We start from the raw sequence: 19,142 nt of genomic DNA on the forward strand, positions 1-19,142 counted from the left end.
GGACGCCCTCGCGTCGTCGTACGCCCGCGTCCGGTCAGCCGGACTTGCGGCGGAACATCTTCTGCACCGGTCCCGAGGTCTCGGAGCCGTGCACCTGCCCCGTGTTCGCGTCCTTGCCTGCGGTGGGGTGGCTCGCGGCGTTCTTGCGCTCCAGAGCCTCCCGGAAGCGCGCCTTCGTGTCCTCGGAGGGCTTGGCCGCCTTGGAGTCGTCCGTCGTCATCACGGTCACCTCGTCGTTCGTCGGGGTGGACGTGCCGGCACGGAGTTCCGCGCAGCACCTGGTGCCGTCCAGCATGCGCCAAAGCCAGGCGCGGCGCCAGGGCATTTCGCCCGGAGCGGGCGAAGCGGTCGATCTCAGCGCGAGGCGTCGCGCCCCGCAGCCGCGGGCTCCGCAGCATCGCCCGCGGCGTCCGCGGCATCCGCCGAAGCGGGCTCCCCGTCATCGTCGGCCCGCGCCTCACGCTCGGCCCGCAGGGACGTGATCGCGCTCTCGAAGTCCTCCAGGGACTCGAACGACTGGTAGACGCTGGCGAACCGCAGGTACGCCACCTCGTCCAGCTCCCGCAGCGGCCCCAGGATCGCGAGCCCCACCTCGTTGGCCTCGATCTCCGGGCGGCCCGACCCGCGCAACGTCTCCTCGACGCGCTGGGCCAGCAGGGCCAGGTCGTCGGAGCTCACGGGGCGGCCCTGGCACGCCTTGCGCACCCCGGCGACGACCTTGTCGCGGCTGAACGGCTCGGTCACGCCCGATCGCTTGGCGACCGAGAGGCTCGCCGTCTCGATCGTCGTGAAGCGACGCTGGCACGCCGGGCACTGCCGCCGTCGGCGGATGGACGAACCGTCGTCGGAGGTGCGCGAGTCGATGACTCGCGAGTCCGCATGGCGGCAGAACGGGCAGTGCATCGCTGGTCTCCTGCGCTCGGCTCCGGACCGGCGCCCGGCTGCCCGACAACGTAAGCGGCGGGCCGCGCAGGGCGCAAGCAGGGTCTATCCTCCCATCGCGGCGGACCCGTCCGCACCGCCGTCCACCACCGCACCAGCGCGGGGGTTCAGTCCTGCGGGAGGAGCACGACCTGTCCGGTCTGCAGCTCGGCCGTCGTCAGGCCGTTGAGCTCGCGCAGGTCGGCGACCACGTCGCGCAGGTCCTCGCCTGAGTCGCGCACCGACTGCGCGTACTGCCAGAGCGTCTCCCCCGGCGCGACGGTGTGCAGCCGCACCTCCACGCCCGAGCCCGGCGACTCGGCCACCGCGCGCTGCCCGACGAGCCCTGCGCCGACGAGGACCAGGAGGACCAGGACCGCGATCACCGCGCGGCCCCGGCGGGTGAGTCGAAGCCCGCCGAGCCCGAGGAACCCCGGTGCGTCCGTGGTGCTGCGCGGGTTCTGCATCGTCCTACCTCCGGTACGCGTCGTGTCGCCGCCGCGGCGGCCCGTCGAACATCCGTTCGTCGAACACCTGTACGTCGAACTGCTGTACTAGGTGTACCACGCCCCGGCGACACGGTCGAGACCTGATCGAACAGATGTTTGATGTCCCGCCCGAACTGGCCTAGAGTGACCAGCAGCGCGATGGAAGGTTTGTCGGATTTCATCGGCCCGCCCACGGGCCGCGCCCCTGCAGGACGGAGAACGCGATGACCAGCGGACGGGACCAGGCCCCGGCGTCCATGACGGCTGCTGCGCCGTGGCGGGCGCAGGCGGAGACCCGCGAGGACGCCCCGGCGGCACCCCCGGTCGCCCTGGCGTCGGTGAGCGAGCTCGCCCCCTCGGCCGACCGCCTCACGCCGCGCCAGCGGCGGGTGCTGGAGACGATCCGGCGCTCCGTCGAGGACCGCGGATACCCGCCGACGATGCGGGAGATCGGCGAGGCCGTCGGCCTGGCGAGCCCCTCCTCGGTCAAGCACCAGCTCACGACGCTCGAGCGCAAGGGCTACCTCCGCCGCGACCCGAACCGGCCGCGTGCGATCGAGGTCGTCGACCCGGAGTCGCCGGCGGCGGAGGCTGCGGGGCACGAGCCCGCTCCCCGGACGTCCGGCTTCGTCGCCGGGTCGGTCGCCGGCTCCGACGCAGAGGCCGCGGGGGCGCCGTCCTACGTCCCGCTCGTGGGGCGGATCGCGGCCGGCGGCCCGATCCTCGCCGAGCAGGTCGTCGAGGACGTGTTCCCGCTCCCTCGACAGATCGTGGGCGACGGTGACCTGTTCCTGCTGAAGGTCGCCGGCGACTCGATGGTCGAGGCGGCCATCTGCGACGGCGACTGGGTCGTGGTGCGCAGCCAGCCGGTCGCGGAGAACGGCGAGGTCGTCGCGGCGATGATCGACGGTGAGGCCACGGTCAAGACCTTCAAGCAGACCGGCGGGCACACCTGGCTCATGCCGCAGAACAGCGCCTACTCCCCGATCCCGGGGGACGAGGCCCAGGTGCTGGGACGCGTCGTGGCGGTGCTCCGCAGCCTCTGAGGGCGCTCACCCGCCCGCCGGTGCGGCACCAGGTCGCCGGGTGGCGCGGACCGTCAGAGGCCGAGCCGGCGCTGCACCTCGCGCATCCCCTCGGCCGACGCCCGCAGGCCTGCCACCTCGTCGTCGGACAGCGGGGTGTCGATCGTCTCAGCCACGCCGCGCCGGTCCACGAGTGACGGCACGGACAGGCAGACGTCGCTGATCCCGTAGAACCCGTCGAGTCGCGAGGACACGTTCATCACGCGGTGCTCGTCGTTGAGGACCGCCTCGATGATGCGGGTGGCGGCCAGGCCGACGGCGTAGTTGGTGGCGCCCTTGCCCGCGATGACCCGGTAGGCGGACTCGACCACGTCGGTGGCGATCTGGCTGCGGGCAGTCTCGTCGAGCGGCGGGCGTCCCCGGAAGGGACGCCAGTCGAGAAGCGGCACCCCGGCGATCGACGCCGAGCTCCACAGCACGATCTCCGAGTCTCCGTGCTCGCCCGCGATGTTCGCGTGCACGTTCCCGACGGCGACGCCGCAGTGCCGGGCGAGGGCGTCGCGCAGCCGGGACGAGTCGAGCACCGTGCCGCTGCCGAAGACCCGCTCCCGGGGCAGACCGCTGACCTCCTGGGCGGCGTAGGTGACCACGTCGACGGGGTTGGTCACCATGAGGTAGATCGCGTCCGGCGCCACCTCCAGCAGCTGCGGCAGGATCTTCTTCGTGAGGCCCACGGTCGCCTCGGCCAGGTCCAGGCGGCTCTGGCCGGGCTTCTGCTTCGCCCCGGCCGTGACCGCCACGACGTCGGCCCCGCGGCACACCTCGATGTCGTCGGAACCCTCGATCTCGGCCTGAGGGATGAACATGCCGCCGTGCCGGAGGTCCAGCGCCTCGGCCTCCACCTTGGCGCGGTTGACGTCCATCAGGGCCACGGACCGCGCCGCGCCACGGGCGAGCGCGGCGTACGCGAGCGTGGAACCCACCGCCCCGGCGCCGACGATCGCGAGCTTGGTCGTGCTGCGAGTGCTCTCCACGGCCCCAGGCTAGGTGTCGAGCCGCCGCAGCGCAGCGCGGACCAGCTCGCCGTCCGTCGTCGGCCAGAAGTCCGGCATGGACCGGGTGAGGAACGACCCGTAGCGGGCGGTCGCGAGGCGCGGGTCCAGCACAGCGACGACGCCGCGGTCCTCGCCGGTGCGGACCAACCGCCCGGCCCCCTGCGCCAGCAGGAGTGCCGCGTGCGTGGCGGAGACCTGCATGAACCCGTTGCCGCCCGCCTGCTCCACCGACCGGGCGCGCGCCGCCTTCACCGGGTCGTCCGGACGCGGGAAGGGGATGCGGTCGATGAGCACGAGCTGGCAGCTCGGGCCCGGTACGTCCACGCCCTGCCACAGCGAGAGCGTGCCGAAGAGGCACGTCGCCGGGTCGTCGGCGAACTGCCGCACCAGGGTGGGCAGCTGGTCGTCCCCCTGGCACAGGACGGGCACCTCGAGCCGCTCGCGCATCGCCTCCGCCGCCGCGAGCGCGGCGCGCCGCGACGAGAACAGACCGAGGGTGCGTCCTCCCGCTGCCTCGATCAGGCCGGCGATCTCGTCGAGCTGGGCGTCGGTGGTCGGTTCACGACCGGGCGCCGGCAGGTGCCGGGCCACGTAGAGGATGCCCTGGCGCGGGTAGTCGAACGGACTGCCGACGTCGAGCCCGGTCCAGTCCGGCGTGTCGTGCGTGCCGTCCGAGCCGGCGAGGCCGAGGGACCGCGCGACCGGGTCGAACGTGCCGCCCAGTGCCAGCGTGGCGGAGGTGAAGACGCCGGTCGCCTCCCCGAGCAGGTGGGTGCGGATGAGGCCCGCCACCGCGAGCGGGGCGGCGTGCAGCCGGGTGACGCCGTCACCGGCCCAGGGGGCGTTCTCGGGCGGTCGCGAGCACCACAGGACGTCGGCCGTCGTGTCCTCGGCCGCCATGCGTTCGGCGACCTCGAACAGCTGGAGCACGGCGGACTGCGCCATCTTCGTGCCGGCGTCCGGCGCGCCCTTGTCCTTCGCCTGGGGCTCCCCCTGCGGCTTGAGCCGCGTGAGGAGCTCGCGCGCGGCGTCGCGCACGGCGGCCACGGCGGACCGCAGGTCGTCGGGCAGGCCCTGCGGGAAGCGTTCCGCCGGTGCCGTCGCGAGCAGGCTCCCGAGCTGCTGCGACGCCGCGTCCAGCGCCGACGTCTCGGTGCCGCCGTGCCGGCGCGCGAGGCGCGCGGCGTGCTCCACGACCGTCAGCGACAGGTCCACGGTGGCCGCGGCGGTCACCCGCTCCGCCAGCTCGTGCGCCTCGTCGACGACGACGGCGTCGTGCTCGGGCAGGACGCCCGGGCTCCCCGACACGGCGATGCCCAGCATGGCGTGGTTCGTCACGACGACGTCGGCGTCGCGTGCGGCGGCGCGAGCGCGCTCGGGGAAGCACTCGGCCAGCAGGGGGCAGCGGTTGCCGAGGCACTCCAGCGCGGTGACCGACACCTGTCGCCAGGCGCGGTCGGGGACGCCGGGGACGAGGTCGTCGCGGTCGCCCGTCTCGGTCTCCTCGGCCCAGGCGTGCAGCCGGCGGACCTGGTCGGCGAGGCTGGTGGCGTCGTCGGCGCGCCCGCCCCGGCCACGGCCGCCGGACGGCGCGGGGTGCTGCTCCGCCCCGGCGCCCTCCCCCGGGCCCGGGTCGGCCGGGAGGTCGAAGAGGGTGGCGCCCTCGACCGGGTAGCCCCCGGTGACCTTGTGCTTGCACAGGTAGTTGTGCCACCCCTTGAGCAGGGCGACCTTCGGCGCGCGCGGGAGCCTGGGGCCCACCGTCTCGGCCACCAGCGGCAGGTCGCGCGTCACGACCTGCCGCTGGAGCGCCAGCGTGGCGGTCGAGACGATGACGCGCTTGCCGTCGACGACGGCGTGCCGCACGGCGGGGACGAGGTAGGCGAGCGACTTGCCCGTGCCGGTCCCGGCCTGGACGAGGAGGTGGCGCCCTCCGTCGACGGACTCCGCGACCGCGGCCGCCATCTGGTGCTGCCCCTCGCGCCGTCCGCCGCCGAGGGCTCCCACCGCCAGGTCGAGGAGCTGCTGGGCGTCGGGGGTGTCGGCGGAGGTCACCCGACGATCCTAGGGCGGGCCGCCCACCCCGGGGCGCCGCCCGCCCCGGCCCGCACGGCCGCCGGGCGGACCCGGCGACCGGCGGCGTCAGCCCGCGACGGCGACGCTGCGCAGCTCTGCGGCCAGGCTCTCGTCGACGCGGCCACGCAGGCGCGTGCCCTCGGCGAGGTGCTCCTCCGCCACGGAGCCGCCGGTCTCGTGCGCACGGTGCACCAGGTCGCCGCGGGAGTACGGGACCACGAGGTCGATCTCCACCTGCGGCTGGGGCAGCTCCGCGGCCACGAGCTCCCGCAGCTCCGCCATGCCCTCGCCCGAGTGCGCGGACACGACGACGCTGTGCCGCTCGCGCCGCTGCACGCGGCCCACCACGGCCGGGTCGGCGACGTCGGCCTTGTTCAGCACGACGACCTCGCGCACGTCGGCGATGCCGGGGATCTCGGCGAGCACCTCGCGCACGGCCGCGATCTGGCCCTCGGGGTCGGGGTGCGAGGCGTCGACCACGTGCAGGAGCAGCGCGGCGTCGCCCACCTCCTCGAGGGTGGACCGGAACGCCTCGACGAGCTGGTGGGGCAGGTGCCGCACGAAGCCGACGGTGTCGGTGAGCGTGTACGGCCGGCCGTCCTCGGTCCGCGCCTTGCGCACCGTCGGGTCCAGCGTGGCGAACAGGGCGTTCTCCACGAGGACGCCGGCGTCCGTCATCGCGTTCAGGAGCGACGACTTGCCCGCGTTCGTGTAGCCGGCGATCGCCACGTTCGGCACACCGTGCCGCTTGCGGTCGAGCCGCTTCGTCTCGCGACCCGGGGCCATCGCGTCGATCTCGCGGCGCAGCTTGGCCATGCGGTTGCGGATGCGGCGACGGTCCAGCTCGATCTTCGTCTCGCCGGGACCGCGAGATCCCATGCCGGCGCCCTGACCGCCCACCTGGCCACCTGCCTGGCGGGACATCGAGTCACCCCAGCCGCGCAGGCGCGGGAGGAGGTACTCGAGCTGGGCGAGCTCGACCTGGGCCTTGCCCTCCCGGGACTTGGCGTGTTGGGCGAAGATGTCGAGGATGAGCGCGGTCCGGTCGACGACCTTGACCTTGACGATGTCCTCGAGCGCGCGACGCTGGGAGGGCGCGAGCTCCGTGTCGGCGACGACGGTGTCGGCGCCCACCGTGGCGACCATGTCGGCCAGCTCCGCGGCCTTGCCCGAACCGAGGTAGGTGCCGGGGTCCGGCTTCTGCCGGCGCTGCAGCAGCCCGTCGAGGACCTGGGAGCCGGCGGTCTCCGCCAGGGCGGCGAGCTCGCGAAGGGAGACCTCCGCCTCCCGGGCCGCGGCCTCACCGCCGGAGTACATGCCGACGAGCACGACGCGCTCCAGGCGCAGCTGCCGGTACTCGACCTCGGTGACGTCCTCGAGCTCCGTGGAGAGCCCGGCGACGCGTCGCAGCGAGATGCGCTCCTGGAGGTCGAGCTGGTCGCCGTCGTGGGTGGTGTGCACCGTGGCGCCCTCGGCGCGCGCCGTCCCGGCCCGAGCGAGCACCCGCGCCACGACGTCCTGCGCGATCGCCTGGGCGTCGCGCTCCGCCGCGCGACGCTCGGCAGCCGACGTCTCGTCGCCGCCGGTCTCGTCGGCCTGCGGGGTGTCGGGGTTGGTCGGGGTGTGGGTCAAGGTGTGCCTCTCGGGTCGGGATCGACGGTCGAGCCGTCGTACGTCTTCAACAAGGGTCCCACGTGAGATCGTCCCGGTGCAGAGATTTTCGTCGCTCCCGGCCGGTCGAGGCCGCCCCGGCGCCGCGTCGGCGACCTAGGATCGGCGGGTGACCGAGCAGCCCGACCACTACTTCACCGCCCGTCCCGCGTCGGCCGCGGAGCGCCGTCGCGCCGTCGTCCGGCTGGCGGGCCAGGACGTGGAGGTGGATGTCGCGAGCGGCGTCTTCTCCCCCGGCGGCATCGACAAGGGCACCCAGGTGCTGCTGCGCGAGGTGCCACCCGCCCCGGCGACCGGCGACCTGCTCGACCTGGGCTGCGGCTGGGGTCCCGTGGCCCTCACGATGGCGCTCATGTCGCCGGAGGCAACCGTCTGGGCGGTGGACGTCAACGAGCGAGCCCTCGACCTGCTGCGCTCGACGGCGACCCGTCTCGGCCTGGACAACCTCCGGGCCGTGCGCGCCGAGGAGGTCCCCGACGACGTCCGGTTCGCCGCGATCTGGTCGAACCCGCCGATCCGCGTGGGCAAGGCGGTGCTGCACGACCTCCTGCGGGCCTGGCTGCCACGCCTCGGGCCGGACGCGGCAGCCTGGCTGGTGGTGCAGAAGAACCTGGGCTCGGACTCCCTCGCCCGCTGGATCGAGACCGAGCTGGGCCGCGACGTCGAGCGCGCGGCCTCCTCGAAGGGGTTCCGCGTCCTGCGGGTCGCGTGACGGGACGGACCGCCCACCCGTCGGCTCAGTAGCTCAGTAGCTCTGGAGCTCCCACAGGTTCCCGTCGGGGTCGCGCACGTGCGCCGTCCGCATCGTCGGACCCCACTGGGGGCGCGGGGCCGGCGGCGCGACCGGGGAGGCGCCGTGGGCCAGGCACAGCGCGTAGCCCGCGGCGACGTCGTCGACCCGGCTGACCAGCATCGCCGCGTCGTGCGGCGGGAGACCAGCCGGGAGCTCCGCCGGCTGCTCGGCCGTCCCCGTGATCGACGCCATCGCCGTTCGGTCCAGGAGCATCACCGCCCCCTCGGAGCCGATGTCCCAGCTCGCGTAGGGGCCCTCGTGCGTGCCGCGGACGAGCCGGGCGCCGGTGAGCGGCGGCAGGACCGCGTCGTAGAAGCGGAAGCACGCGGCGAAGCGGCGCACGAGCAGTCGGGGATGCATCGCGTCCACGGTTCTCCGATCATAGGTGGTGACTCACTATTGGTGCGCACCCTACAATAGGTCGTCGTGACACGGACCCCGCCGACCCTCACCGGCCTGAGCACCTACCTCCTCGCGCAGACCGGCAAGCGCGCCCGCGCCCGCCTGGCGGACCGCCTGGGGGCGCGCGGGCTGCGGCTGTGGCACCTGGCGGTGCTGGCGGCGCTCGACGACTTCGGGCCGCAGTCCCAGCGCGACGTCGGCGCGCGCTTCGGCATCCATGCCAGCGACGTGACGAAGGTCGTGGACGAGCTCGCGGAGCGGGACCTGGTCAGCCGCGAGCGCGACCCCGCCGACCGGCGCCGCATGGTCCTCGCGCTCACCGCGCCGGGCCGGACGCTCCTCGGCGGCCTGCGTCAGGACGCCGCCGCCGTCCAGGACGAGGTCCTCGCCGCGTTGACGCCCGAGGAGCGCGAGGTGCTGCACGGCCTGCTGCTGCGCGTCCACGGAGACCTGGACACCGCCGACGACCGGGGCGCCCTCGCCCCGGGCGCGTCTCCTCGGGAGACTGAGGGTCGGCCCTCGACGGGCGCCTAGAGCTCGGTCTCGCCGGAGAAGACGAGCTCCGCGGGCCCCGCGAGCTCCACGTGCCCACCCGCGAGCAGACGGACGCGCACGAGGCCGCCGGGCACCTCCACCTCCCAGACGTCGGGCACCGGGTCGGTGGCCCCGGCCTGGGCCCAGGTGCGCACCGCGAGGGCGGCGGCGCACGCACCGGTACCGCACGACCGGGTCTCCCCCACCCCGCGCTCGTGCACGCGCATCCGCAGCCGCCCGACGGGACGCCCGTCGGGGTCCACCGCCTCGGGGAGCGGCACCACGAGCTCCACGTTGGTGCCCTCCGGCGGCAGCGGGTCGACCTCGGGGGCGCGGGTGAGGTCGGCGTCCTCGAGCTCCTCGGTACGCGCGAGGGCGACCACCGTGTGCGGGTTGCCCAGGTCGACGCTCAGCGCGGGCCGGCCGGCGGACCAGCCGCGGACCAGGACGGCGGCGTCGGCACCGCGGGCCGCGGCCTCGTCCCCGCCGGGCAGCGTCCAGGCCCCCATGTCGACCGCGTACCAGCCGCCGGGCTCCTTGCGGACGCGGCGCACCCCGGCGCGCGTACCGAGCGCCAGCTCCTCGCCGGCGGCCAGGTCCGCGAGACCGAGCTCCTCCGCGAACGCCGTGAACACGCGCACGCCGTTGCCGCACATCTCCGCGACGGACCCGTCGGCGTTGCGGTAGTCCATGAACCAGATCGCGGCCGGCTCCTCCGCGAGGACCGCGTCGGCGACCGGTTCACCCGCGCGCGCGACGGCCGCGGTGGGGGTGAGCCGGATGACGCCGTCACCGCCGATCCCGCCGCGGCGGTCCGTGAGGCGCCGCACGTGCTCCGGGGTCAGCTCGAGGTCTCCCCGGGTGTCGGCGACCAGCACGAAGTCGTTCTGGGTGCCGTGACCCTTGGTGAAGCGCAACGTCATGAGCCCAGACTACGGCGCACGGCCCCGGCCCCGGGCTCGGGCAGCGAGCCGGCCTCGGCCGCGCGGACCACCGCGAGCGCCTCGGTCACCAGGTCGGGCGAGCCGGCGTCGAGCCACCGCACCCGCGGGTCGCGACCGAACCAGCCCATCTGCTTGCGGGCCAGGCGCCGGGTGTTCGCGACGACGGCGTCACGAGCGGCGTCGAGGGTGAGCTCTCCGCGCCAGCACGCCAGCAGCTCGGCGTACCCGACGGCGCGTGCCGCCGTCGTGCCCAGCCCCGCGCCGGTGCCGCCCTGCTCCGGGGACGCGAGGCCGCGGACCTCGTCGACGAGCCCCTGGTCCCACATCCGCTCGACCCGGTGCGCCACCCGGGCGTCGAGCACGGCGCGGTCGCAGTCCAGCCCGATCTGGACGGCAGGGCGGACGTGCTCCTGACGGGGCAGGTTGGCCGTGTACGGGCGCCCGGTGAGCTCGATGACCTCGAGGGCGCGGACGATCCGGCGCGTGTTGTGCGGGCCGATCGACGTCGCGGCGCCGGGGTCGAGGTTGGCGAGCTCGTCGTGCAGGGCCCGTCGTCCCTCACGCTCGGCGCGCTCCTCGAGCCGGGCACGCACGCCTGCGTCGGTGCCCGGGAAGTCCATGTGGTCGAGCAGCGCGCGCACGTAGAGGCCGGACCCGCCCACGACGACGGCGCGGGCCCGACGGGCGGTGATGTCGTCCAGGTCGGCGCGGGCGGCCTGCTGGTACCGCGCGACGGAGGCGTCGTCGTGCGGGTCGAGCACGTCGAGCTGGTGGTGCACGATCCCCCGGCGTTCGGCGACCGGCACCTTCGCCGTGCCCACGTCCATGCCGCGGTAGAGCTGGAACGCGTCGGCGTTCACGATCTCGGCGTCCGCCGCGCCGCGCAGGTCCGCCGCACCGCCCGGCGACAGCGCCTGCGCCAGGTCGAGGGCCAGGTCGGACTTGCCGGTGGCCGTCGGGCCGACGACGGCCACGATCACGGGAGCGCCCGAGGGGGTCGGCGCGGGTGGTGCACTCACGCGTCGACCCTAGCCCGCCTGGTCGGGCGTCGGACGTCGGTCACTCGCGCACGACGGGGCTCGCGACGGGGGCGTCGGCGACAGCGCCGGCAGGGGTCGCTGCGGCGACTGCCCGCACGGTGCGCACGCCCTCGGCGACCGAGTAGGCGGCGGGCAGGTGCTCGTGCCCACCGGGGGTTCTGGTGACCTGCCAGGCCCAGCCGTCCGGCGCGGCCGCCGTGTCGAGCGCTGCCGCGACGACCGGGTCCACGACCGGGTCCACGACAGGGTCCACGAGCGGCGAGGCGGTGGCCGCCGCGGCACCGGGGGCACCGGGGGCGCCTGGGGCGCCGGGGGCCAGGCCGCCGGCGACCACGACCCCCCGCGCTCCGCGGAGCGCGGCCGCGGCGTCGCCGTCCGGCCCGTCCGCGGCGACCTCGACCACCCGGACGTCGACGTCCCGCACGCCGGCCCGCCCGAGTGCTGCGCCGAGAGCCAGCAGGACGACCGAGGCGGGCACGTGCGCGGCGTCGGCGGGGGCGGGCGGCCAGGCCGCGACCGCGGGCACCCAGCGGTCGGCGATGCCGGCACCGGCGAGCGACGGGCGCAGGATGGCCGTGCGGGCGGGCGCGCCCCGCGGGACCGGGGCGAGGACCACGAGAGGTCCGTCACCCGTGTCCGCCGGGAGGGCATCAGCGAGGAACCTGTCCAGCGCCGCGTCGACCACGCCGCGGACGACCGTCAGCCGGTCGACCGTCCCGCCCGCACCGGTCACGAGCAGGGGTGTTGCGGGCAGGACCACGGCGCGGGCAGGCACCCGACCAACCTACCGTCGGCCGGGGCCACGCGGCCTGGTCCGCCGGCTGGCCGGGCTCCGCCGTCGCCGCGCGGCCGACGCCGTGTAGCGTGGACGGGTGAGGTTCTTCGGTTCACGCCGGGCAAGCAAGATCCGGCCGACCTCCGTCGGCCCGGACGACGAGCTCGCGGACGACCTGCGCGACGACGATCTCCACGAGCGCATCGAGGGCCTGCTCGCCGGCCAGGTCGGCGGCCCGGACGACGCGTTGTCGCCGCTGTCGCGAGATCGCGTCACGGACTGGATGGAGAGGTCCGGTTTCTCCTATTTCGTCGACTCGGACGGCGACGTCGGCGGCCTGTGGCACGGGTGGCTCTTCTACTTCCTCGTCCTGGGCGAGCGTGCCGAGGTGCTGCAGGTCCGCGGCCAGTGGCACCGCGACCTCAGCATCGACCGCCTCGGCGAGATCCTCGAGCTCTGCAACGAGTGGAACGCCGAGCGGATCTGGCCCAAGACGTACGTCCGCGTGCGCGACGACGGTTCTGTCGTGGTGTGCGCCGAGGTGACCGTGGACGTGGGCAGCGCGGTCGGCGAGGCGCAGCTCGACCAGCTCCTGCAGTGCGGCCTCAGCACGGGGTCGATGTTCTTCGAGCACCTCGACACCACCTTCCGCGACCCGCTGCGGGACGCCTCGTGACCGGCACGGACCGCGCGGACGGCGTCGGTCGCCGCGTGCTTCGCCGCGCCCGCCGTGCGGCCGGCGCGGTCGGCCGCGTCGTCCAGGACGCAGGCGCGCGGGTCGCCGCCCGCGCGGACGGTCCGCCGGCCCGACCCGGCAGGCGGTCCCCCGACCCCCGGCCGCTGTCGAGCGCGCGCGTGGCGGACGACCTCTCGCGCCGCGGCTACCGCTTCCGCACGGACGACGACGGCGACGTCACGGGCACCTGGGACGGCAACCGGTTCTGGTTCCTGCTCCTGGGCGACCACGACGAGATCCTCCAGGTGCGCGGCCGGTGGGCCGGCACCGTGCCGGAGGGCTCCCGCATGGCGGTGCTGCAGGCGGTCAACGACTGGAACCGCGAGCGCGTGTGGCCCAAGGTCTACACCCGGCCGGAGGGCGACGGACTGGCGTTGTACGCGGAGGTGTCGGTGGACTTCGAGCACGGTGCCACGGACGAGCAGCTCGCCGCCACGGTGTCGTGCGGGCTCGTCACGTCGTCGCAGTTCTTCAGCACCGTGGGCGCGATGACCCCCGGCCCCGAGCCCGACGACCTCGGCTGACGACCTCGGTCACGGGGTCGTGCGCCAGCCGTGCGCCGCTCCGGCGCACGGGCCCGCTGCGCAGGTCAGACGCGCAACGAGGGCATGCCGAGCACGACCGGGCCGGACGACGGCGCGTCGCCGCCGTGCGCGTGCTCGTCCTGCCCCCCGCCCAGGCGGGCGGTCTCGCGCTGCGCCCACGCGTCACCCGACCTGGTGCGGCGCACCGCGTAGGGGCCGCCGTCGAGGGCCGAGTCGGCGAGCAGGTGGTGCGGGGCGGCCCGGGTGACCTCGACCGTGACGACGTCGCCAGGGCGCGGCAGGCGGGGGTCGAGCGCTGCGCGCTCGGCGAGACGCGGGTCGTCGAGCGACACCGGGGCGCCGGTGGCCCGGTCGTCACCTGCCAGGACGTCGGCGGGCAGCGCGACGTGCACGAGCCGGTTGTCGGGCGCGCGACCGGAGAGCCGGTGCGCGGCTCCGTCCTTCTTGCCTGCACCCTCGGCCACGAGGACCTCGACCGTGCGGCCGACCTGGCGGGCCGCCTCCTGGCCGGCGATGCGCTCCTGGAGCTCGAGCAGCCGCTCGAAGCGCTCCTGCACGACGTCCTTCGGCAGCTGCTCGTCCATGGTCGCCGCCGGCGTGCCCGGGCGCGGCGAGTACTGGAACATGAACGCCGAGCTGAACCGCGAGGCCTCCACGACGCGCAGCGTCTCGCGGAAGTCCTCCTCGGTCTCGCCGGGGAAGCCGACGATGATGTCGGTGGTGATCGCGGCGTCCGGCATCGCCTCCCGCACGCGGTCGAGGATGCCGAGGAACTTCGCCGACCGGTACGACCGGCGCATCGCCCGCAGCACCCGGTCCGACCCGGACTGCAGCGGCATGTGCAGGCTCGGCATGACGTTGGGGGTCTCGGCCATGGCGGCGATGACGTCGTCCGTGAACGCCGCCGGGTGCGGGGAGGTGAACCGCACCCGCTCCAGCCCTTCGATCGCGCCGCACGCGCGCAGCAGCTTCGCGAACGCCCCGCGGTCGCCGAACTCGACGCCGTAGCTGTTGACGTTCTGTCCGAGCAGGGTCACCTCGACGGCCCCCGCGGCGACGAGCGCCTCGACCTCGGCGAGGACCTCCCCCGGCCGGCGGTCGCGCTCCTTGCCCCGCAGGTGCGGCACGATGCAGAACGTGCAGGTGTTGTTGCAGCCCACGGAGATCGACACCCAGCCCGCGTAGACGGACTCCCGCCGCGTCGGCAGCGTCGAGGGGAAGACCTGCAGCGACTCCGCGATCTCCACCTGCGCCTCGGCGTTGTGCCGCGCCCGCTCCAGGAGGACCGGCAGCGCGTCGAGGTTGTGGGTGCCGAAGACGACGTCCACCCAGGGGGCCTTCGAGACGATCTCGCCGCGGTCCTTCTGCGCGAGGCAGCCGCCGACGGCGATCTGCATCCCCGGCCGGTCCGCCTTGATCCCCGCGAGCTGCCCGAGGTTCCCGTACAGCCGCGTCGCCGCGTTCTCGCGCACCGCGCACGTGTTGATCACCACGACGTCGGCGCGGCTCGCGGCCTCGTCCTCCGCAGTGGCGCGCGCGTAGCCGGCCTGCTCGAGCATGCCGGCCATGTGCTCGGAGTCGTGGACGTTCATCTGGCAGCCCAGGGTGCGCACGAGATAGGTGCGCGGGCCGGGCGCCTGCTCCGTGGTACGGACCGGCGCGGCGGGGCTCTGCGTGGTACTGGACATCGCCACTAGGGTACGGTGCCCGACGGCCGGGCCCCGACGTGGCGACCCTCCCCCTTCTTGCTCGACCTCCCGCTCGACGCGGTCGTCGGCGCCGGACCCGGGCCTGCACGCCCGCCCGCGCCCGCACTGTTACGGAACCGTTGCGGAACCACACTGACCGGTGCTGGTCGCGGTAACACCGAGTGGATAGGTTCGAGAGATGGATCACGACGGCGCGACCACGACGACCGACCCCGCGGGGGAGTCGTCCACCCTCGAGGCCCCCCTCGTCGAGCTCAAGGGCGTCAATAAGCACTTCGGCGACCTGCACGTGCTGCGGGACATCGACCTCACGGTGCACCGTGGCGAGGTCCTGGTCGTGATCGGTCCGTCCGGCTCCGGCAAGTCCACGCTGTGCCGCGCGATCAACCGCCTCGAGACCATCGACTCGGGCGAGGTCCGCATCGACGGGCAGCCGCTGCCCGAGGAGGGCCGGGCCCTCGCCAAGCTGCGTGCCGACGTCGGCATGGTGTTCCAGTCCTTCAACCTCTTCGCCCACAAGACGATCCTCGACAACGTCATGCTCGGGCCGGTGAAGGTCCGCAAGGAGCGGTCGCCCGCCGCGAAGGAGCGTGCCCTGCAGCTGCTCGACCGGGTCGGCGTGAAGAACCAGGCCCAGAAGATGCCGGCGCAGCTCTCCGGCGGGCAGCAGCAGCGCGTCGCGATCGCGCGGGCGCTCGCCATGAAGCCCAAGGTGATGCTCTTCGACGAGCCGACGTCGGCGCTCGACCCGGAGATGATCAACGAGGTGCTGGACGTCATGGTCGCCCTCGCCAAGGAGGGCATGACGATGATCGTCGTCACGCACGAGATGGGCTTTGCCCGCAAGGCCGCGAACCGCGTCGTCTTCATGGCCGACGGCCAGATCGTCGAGGAGGCCACGCCCGAGGAGTTCTTCACCGCGCCGCGCAGCGACCGGGCGAAGGACTTCCTGTCCAAGATCCTCTCTCACTGACCCCGCGGGCTGGATCCGGACCGGAACCGGCCTCTCAACGACGAAGGGTAAGAAAGATGCGCACACGACACGTAGGTGCCGCGACGCTCGCCGCACTGACCGCGCTCACGCTCGCCGCCTGTGGTGGCGGTGACGTCGGCGGCAGCGGCGACGACGAGACCGGCGGCTCTGGTGGTGGCGACACCATCAAGATCGGCATCAAGTTCGACCAGCCGGGTCTCGGCTACCAGGACGGCAGCGACTACACCGGCTTCGACACCGACGTCGCGCGCTACGTCGCGGACAAGCTCGGGTACTCCGAGGACCAGATCCAGTGGGTCGAGGCGCCGTCGGCCAACCGCGAGACGATGCTGCAGACCGGCCAGGTCGACATGATCTTCGCGACCTACTCCATCACCGACGAGCGCAAGCAGCAGGTCGCGTTCGCCGGCCCGTACTTCGTCGCCGGCCAGGACCTCCTCGTCGCCGCGGACAACACCGACATCACCGGCCCCGAGTCGCTCGAGGGCAAGAACCTCTGCTCGGTGACCGGCTCGACCTCCGCGCAGCGGATCAAGGACGAGTACGCGACCGGCGTCCAGCTCGTCGAGCGTCCCAGCTACGTCGAGTGCGTCACCGCCCTCACCGCTGGGCAGGTCGACGCCGTCACCACGGACGACATCATCCTGGCCGGCCTGGCCGCCCAGCCCGCCAACAAGGGCAAGGTCAAGGTCGTGGGCAACCCGTTCTCCGAGGAGAAGTACGGCGTGGGCCTGCCGAAGGACAGCGACAAGTGCTCGGACATCAACGACGCCATCACGTCGATGATCGACGACGGCTCGTGGCAGAAGGCGATCGACTCGAACACGGAGGGCACCGGCTACAAGCCGAACGCGGACCTCAACCCGCCGACGCCCGAGCCCTGCGCCTGACGACGACCGACCGATCCGTGCGAGGGGAGCGGCGTGCCGCGCCGCTCCCCTCGCCCGTCCACCGCGGCCTTGCCGCACCACCCCCCGGGAGGCTGACAGACCGTGGGTGACTTCCTGTCCCAGCTCGGGGCGCTGCTTGGCGACTACCCCCTCGCGAGCGCGTTCTGGGTCAACATCCAGCTGACGTTCTGGGCGGCGATCGGGTCGCTCATCCTCGGCACGCTGCTCGCCCTCATGCGGATCTCCCCCATCGCGAGCCTGCGGTGGGCCGGCACGGCGTACGTGAACGTCCTGCGCAACACCCCGCTCACCGTGATCATGACCTTCCTGTTCCTGGCCGTCTGGACGCAGCTGCAGATCAACCTGTCCGACGACTTCGCACAGAACTTCTTCCGGTTCGGCGTGATCGGCCTCACCGTCTACCACGCGGCGTTCGTCTGCGAGGCGATCCGGTCGGGCGTGAACACGGTGCCCCTCGGGCAGGCGGAGGCCGCCCGGGCGATCGGGCTGCCCTTCCTGCCCGCCGCCCGCCTGATCATCCTGCCGCAGGCGTTCCGCGGGGCGATCGCCCCGCTGGGCAACACGCTCATCGCGCTGCTGAAGAACTCCACCGTCGCGGCGGCGGTGAGCGTCTCGACGGAGACGTCGACCCTCATGCGGGAGATGATCGACAGCAACGCGAACTACATCTACGCGATCTTCTTCGTCTTCGCGCTCGGCTTCGTGGTCCTCGTCATCCCCATCGGGCTCCTCACCACCTTCCTCTCCAACCGACTGGCGGTGCGCCGATGAGCTCTCAACAGTCCGTGCTGTTCGACGCCCCGGGGCCGCGCGCGCGGCGGCTGATCCTCCTGGGGAACGTCGTGGGCGCGCTCGTCGTCCTCGGCATCGCCGCTCTCGTCGTGGTCGCGCTGGCGAACAAGGGCCAGTTCGCCGCCGACCTGTGGAGCCCGATCTTCACCTCGAGCGCGTGGCAGGACTACTTCATCCCCGGCCTCCAGAACACCCTGCGCGCCGCGGGCTGGGCCATCGTCGGGGCGGTGATCTTCGGTCTCATCCTCGGGTCGGGGCGACTCGCCCGCTCGCGGACGGTCCGCTGGGTCAGCGGTGTCGTCGTGGAGTTCTTCCGCGCGGTGCCCGTGCTGCTGATGATGATCTTCTTCTGGCTGCTGTTCGGCTTCAACAAGATCGGCGACGAGCCCCAGTTCCTCGCCGTGGTCGTCGCCCTCGTGCTCTACAACGGCTCGGTCATCGCGGAGCTCGTGCGCGCCGGCGTGGGCAACCTGCCCAAGGGCCAGTCGGAGGCAGGCCTCGCGATCGGGCTCACCGGCGGCCAGACCCTGCGCTCCATCCAGCTCCCGCAGGCCCTCATCGCGATGCTGCCGGCGCTCGTCTCGCAGCTGGTCGTGGTGCTCAAGGACTCCGCCCTCGGACAGATCATCAGCTACAACGAGCTGTTGCGTGCCGCGCAGATCTTCGGCAACGGCCACGCCAACAACCTGCAGACGCTGACGGTCGCCGCGCTGATCTTCATCATCATCAACTGGGCGCTCACCGCGGTGGCACGGTGGCTGTCCCGCTTCCTGCAGGGACGGACGTCCGGCCAGACCGCCGCCGGACCCGGCATCGGCAACCCGGTCGCGGTGGCCGGCACCGGCGGCACCGGCAGCAACGTCGTGGCGGGTGACCCCGGCAGCGGAGTCTGACCCGCACGACCATGGGCCCCGGACGTCACGAACGTCCGGGGCCCTGGTCGTGCGGCAGCGCTCGGGTCAGTCCAGCCCGACCGGGAGGTCGTCGTCGAGATCGTTCTCGCCCTCGTCGGCGAGAGCGTCGCGCACCACGCCGAACGCGACGCCGGGCGCGTACCCCTTGCGGCCGAGGGCGCCGACGGCGCGCCGCACGCGCACGTCACGGTCCAGCCCGCGCGTGCGCGCGACGTGCTTGCGGGCCAGCGCCAGCGCCGCGTCGTGCTCGTCGTCGCCGTCCACCTGCTCCAGCGCCTCGGCGGCCGTCTCCTCGTCGATCCCCCGGCGTCGGAGCTCCATCGCCAGAGCGCGGCGGGCCAGCCCGCGCTCGGCGTGCCGGGTCCGCACGAGCATCTCGGCGTAGGCGGAGTCGTCGACCAGGCCGACCTCGTCGAACCGGTCGAGCACCGGCGCGACGACCGCCTCCGGGTACCCCTTGCGCGCGAGGGACTGCTCCAGCTCCGCGCGGCTCTTGGGCGCTGCGGTCAGGATCCGCAAGAGCGTCTCGCGCGCCTTCTCCGTCGCGTCCTCGAGGCTCAGGTCGCCCGACTCCAGACGCTCGGCCACGGTGCGTCGGGGCTGTCGCGAACGCGACCCGCCCGCGCGACCCGCACCACCGCCGGCATCGCCCGTCGTCCCGCCGTCCTCAGAGCGGTCCTCGGCCCAGCCGAGACCCGTTCCTCCGGCTTCCTGTCCCTCGTCCCACGCGCCGTCCCCGCCGGGCGGGCGAACGCCCTGCCGGCGGCCGCGACGCTTCCCCACGCCGCGACCGCCCAGGGCGTCCATGGTCACGCGA

21 protein-coding genes are annotated in these 19,142 nt (G+C 73.8%); 9 read left to right on the forward strand and 12 right to left on the reverse strand.

All coding sequences use genetic code 11. From position 1 onward, the window contains the following. Positions 1-34: 34 nt before the first annotated feature. From ACFT55_RS06085 to ACFT55_RS06095, 3 genes are all read right to left on the reverse strand, one after another. A complete protein-coding gene (locus ACFT55_RS06085) occupies positions 35-220 on the reverse strand; it encodes a DUF5302 domain-containing protein (RefSeq protein WP_380242602.1) in 186 nt (61 codons plus the stop codon). 134 nt (positions 221-354) lie between these two features. After that, on the reverse strand, positions 355-903 hold the full coding sequence (nrdR, locus tag ACFT55_RS06090; protein ID WP_380242604.1) for a transcriptional regulator NrdR: 549 nt from the start codon (positions 901-903) through the stop codon (positions 355-357). Positions 904-1,049: 146 nt separating this feature from the next. Beyond that, complete coding sequence (locus ACFT55_RS06095) at positions 1,050-1,388, reverse strand: LysM peptidoglycan-binding domain-containing protein (RefSeq protein ID WP_380242606.1); 339 nt, start codon at positions 1,386-1,388, stop codon at positions 1,050-1,052. 278 nt (positions 1,389-1,666) lie between these two features. Here ACFT55_RS06095 and lexA point away from each other — a divergent pair, with 278 nt between their 5' ends. Further along, positions 1,667-2,455: a transcriptional repressor LexA gene (gene lexA / locus ACFT55_RS06100; protein WP_380242663.1), complete on the forward strand. Its 789-nt coding sequence runs from the start codon at positions 1,667-1,669 to the stop codon at positions 2,453-2,455. 53 nt (positions 2,456-2,508) lie between these two features. Here lexA and ACFT55_RS06105 read toward each other — a convergent pair whose 3' ends face one another. The 3 genes from ACFT55_RS06105 to hflX form a co-directional block, all read right to left on the reverse strand. Then, a complete protein-coding gene (locus ACFT55_RS06105) occupies positions 2,509-3,468 on the reverse strand; it encodes an L-lactate dehydrogenase (RefSeq protein WP_380242608.1) in 960 nt (319 codons plus the stop codon). Positions 3,469-3,477: 9 nt separating this feature from the next. Then, positions 3,478-5,544 carry an ATP-dependent DNA helicase gene (locus tag ACFT55_RS06110; protein ID WP_380242610.1) on the reverse strand — a complete coding sequence of 689 codons (2,067 nt, stop codon included), beginning with the start codon at positions 5,542-5,544 and terminating at the stop codon, positions 3,478-3,480. 87 nt (positions 5,545-5,631) lie between these two features. Next, positions 5,632-7,197, reverse strand: coding sequence for a GTPase HflX (gene hflX, locus ACFT55_RS06115; protein ID WP_380242612.1), 1,566 nt, complete (start codon positions 7,195-7,197; stop codon positions 5,632-5,634). A gap of 148 nt (positions 7,198-7,345) precedes the next feature. Here hflX and ACFT55_RS06120 point away from each other — a divergent pair, with 148 nt between their 5' ends. Continuing rightward, positions 7,346-7,948 carry a class I SAM-dependent methyltransferase gene (locus tag ACFT55_RS06120; RefSeq protein ID WP_380242614.1) on the forward strand — a complete coding sequence of 201 codons (603 nt, stop codon included), beginning with the start codon at positions 7,346-7,348 and terminating at the stop codon, positions 7,946-7,948. 33 nt (positions 7,949-7,981) lie between these two features. Here the strand turns inward: ACFT55_RS06120 and ACFT55_RS06125 are convergent, their stop codons facing one another. Beyond that, positions 7,982-8,389, reverse strand: coding sequence for a VOC family protein (locus ACFT55_RS06125; protein ID WP_380242616.1), 408 nt, complete (start codon positions 8,387-8,389; stop codon positions 7,982-7,984). 66 nt (positions 8,390-8,455) lie between these two features. Between ACFT55_RS06125 and ACFT55_RS06130 the strand changes: the two genes are divergently transcribed. Next, a complete protein-coding gene (locus tag ACFT55_RS06130) occupies positions 8,456-8,965 on the forward strand; it encodes a MarR family winged helix-turn-helix transcriptional regulator (protein WP_380242618.1) in 510 nt (169 codons plus the stop codon). Here the strand turns inward: ACFT55_RS06130 and dapF are convergent. The 3 genes from dapF to ACFT55_RS06145 are packed head-to-tail and all read right to left on the reverse strand — an operon-like array spanning position 8,962 to position 11,724. Beyond that, the gene (dapF, locus tag ACFT55_RS06135; RefSeq protein WP_380242620.1) at positions 8,962-9,888 is read right to left on the reverse strand and encodes a diaminopimelate epimerase; all 927 of its coding nucleotides are present in this window, start codon (positions 9,886-9,888) and stop codon (positions 8,962-8,964) included. The genes ACFT55_RS06130 and dapF overlap by 4 nt on opposite strands. After that, positions 9,885-10,928, reverse strand: a complete 1,044-nt coding sequence (gene miaA / locus ACFT55_RS06140) for a tRNA (adenosine(37)-N6)-dimethylallyltransferase MiaA (protein ID WP_380242622.1) — start codon at positions 10,926-10,928, stop codon at positions 9,885-9,887. Before miaA ends, dapF begins: the two co-directional genes overlap by 4 nt. A gap of 40 nt (positions 10,929-10,968) precedes the next feature. Then, positions 10,969-11,724, reverse strand: coding sequence for a hypothetical protein (locus ACFT55_RS06145; protein WP_380242624.1), 756 nt, complete (start codon positions 11,722-11,724; stop codon positions 10,969-10,971). Between the two features lie 97 nt (positions 11,725-11,821). On the opposite strand from ACFT55_RS06145, the gene ACFT55_RS06150 reads away from it, so the two are divergent. Beyond that, entirely contained in the window at positions 11,822-12,400 is a 579-nt protein-coding gene (locus ACFT55_RS06150) for a YbjN domain-containing protein (RefSeq protein WP_380242627.1), read from the forward strand. Further along, positions 12,397-12,984 (forward strand): YbjN domain-containing protein, encoded by a 588-nt coding sequence (locus ACFT55_RS06155; RefSeq protein ID WP_380242629.1) that lies wholly within the window; start codon positions 12,397-12,399, stop codon positions 12,982-12,984. The genes ACFT55_RS06150 and ACFT55_RS06155 overlap by 4 nt, the downstream gene beginning before the upstream one ends. 65 nt (positions 12,985-13,049) lie before the next feature. Here the strand turns inward: ACFT55_RS06155 and miaB are convergent, their stop codons facing one another. Beyond that, the gene (gene miaB / locus ACFT55_RS06160) at positions 13,050-14,693 is read right to left on the reverse strand and encodes a tRNA (N6-isopentenyl adenosine(37)-C2)-methylthiotransferase MiaB (protein ID WP_380242631.1); all 1,644 of its coding nucleotides are present in this window, start codon (positions 14,691-14,693) and stop codon (positions 13,050-13,052) included. Positions 14,694-14,892: 199 nt separating this feature from the next. Here miaB and ACFT55_RS06165 point away from each other — a divergent pair, with 199 nt between their 5' ends. The 4 genes from ACFT55_RS06165 to ACFT55_RS06180 all read left to right on the forward strand — a co-directional run bounded on the left by ACFT55_RS06165 (position 14,893) and on the right by ACFT55_RS06180 (position 18,304). Continuing rightward, positions 14,893-15,687 (forward strand): amino acid ABC transporter ATP-binding protein, encoded by a 795-nt coding sequence (locus ACFT55_RS06165; RefSeq protein WP_380242634.1) that lies wholly within the window; start codon positions 14,893-14,895, stop codon positions 15,685-15,687. Positions 15,688-15,743: 56 nt separating this feature from the next. Then, on the forward strand, positions 15,744-16,598 hold the full coding sequence (locus ACFT55_RS06170; protein ID WP_380242637.1) for a glutamate ABC transporter substrate-binding protein: 855 nt from the start codon (positions 15,744-15,746) through the stop codon (positions 16,596-16,598). A gap of 102 nt (positions 16,599-16,700) precedes the next feature. Continuing rightward, positions 16,701-17,390, forward strand: a complete 690-nt coding sequence (locus ACFT55_RS06175; protein ID WP_380242639.1) for an amino acid ABC transporter permease — start codon at positions 16,701-16,703, stop codon at positions 17,388-17,390. Then, positions 17,387-18,304 carry an amino acid ABC transporter permease gene (locus tag ACFT55_RS06180; RefSeq protein ID WP_380242641.1) on the forward strand — a complete coding sequence of 306 codons (918 nt, stop codon included), beginning with the start codon at positions 17,387-17,389 and terminating at the stop codon, positions 18,302-18,304. The genes ACFT55_RS06175 and ACFT55_RS06180 overlap by 4 nt, the downstream gene beginning before the upstream one ends. Before the next feature lie 66 nt (positions 18,305-18,370). On the opposite strand, the gene ACFT55_RS06185 is transcribed toward ACFT55_RS06180, so the two are convergent. After that, positions 18,371-19,132 (reverse strand): regulatory protein RecX, encoded by a 762-nt coding sequence (locus tag ACFT55_RS06185; protein WP_380242666.1) that lies wholly within the window; start codon positions 19,130-19,132, stop codon positions 18,371-18,373. Positions 19,133-19,142 lie beyond the last annotated feature (10 nt).

The organism is Isoptericola sp. NPDC057191, assembly GCF_042670225.1.
Classification (GTDB): Bacteria; Actinomycetota; Actinomycetes; order Actinomycetales; family Cellulomonadaceae; genus Isoptericola.

Excerpts from the sequence above, each read along its gene's own strand:
- ACFT55_RS06085 (WP_380242602.1), bottom strand. The coding sequence starts at position 220 with ATGACGACGGACGACTCCAAGGCGGCCAAGCCCTCCGAGGACACGAAG.
- nrdR (WP_380242604.1), bottom strand. The coding sequence starts at position 903 with ATGCACTGCCCGTTCTGCCGCCATGCGGACTCGCGAGTCATCGACTCG.
- ACFT55_RS06095 (WP_380242606.1), bottom strand. The coding sequence starts at position 1,388 with ATGCAGAACCCGCGCAGCACCACGGACGCACCGGGGTTCCTCGGGCTC.
- lexA (WP_380242663.1), top strand. The coding sequence starts at position 1,667 with ATGACGGCTGCTGCGCCGTGGCGGGCGCAGGCGGAGACCCGCGAGGAC.
- ACFT55_RS06125 (WP_380242616.1), bottom strand. The coding sequence starts at position 8,389 with ATGCATCCCCGACTGCTCGTGCGCCGCTTCGCCGCGTGCTTCCGCTTC.
- dapF (WP_380242620.1), bottom strand. The coding sequence starts at position 9,888 with ATGACGTTGCGCTTCACCAAGGGTCACGGCACCCAGAACGACTTCGTG.
- miaB (WP_380242631.1), bottom strand. The coding sequence starts at position 14,693 with ATGTCCAGTACCACGCAGAGCCCCGCCGCGCCGGTCCGTACCACGGAG.
- ACFT55_RS06165 (WP_380242634.1), top strand. The coding sequence starts at position 14,893 with ATGGATCACGACGGCGCGACCACGACGACCGACCCCGCGGGGGAGTCG.
- ACFT55_RS06170 (WP_380242637.1), top strand. The coding sequence starts at position 15,744 with ATGCGCACACGACACGTAGGTGCCGCGACGCTCGCCGCACTGACCGCG.
- ACFT55_RS06180 (WP_380242641.1), top strand. The coding sequence starts at position 17,387 with ATGAGCTCTCAACAGTCCGTGCTGTTCGACGCCCCGGGGCCGCGCGCG.
- ACFT55_RS06185 (WP_380242666.1), bottom strand. The coding sequence starts at position 19,132 with ATGGACGCCCTGGGCGGTCGCGGCGTGGGGAAGCGTCGCGGCCGCCGG.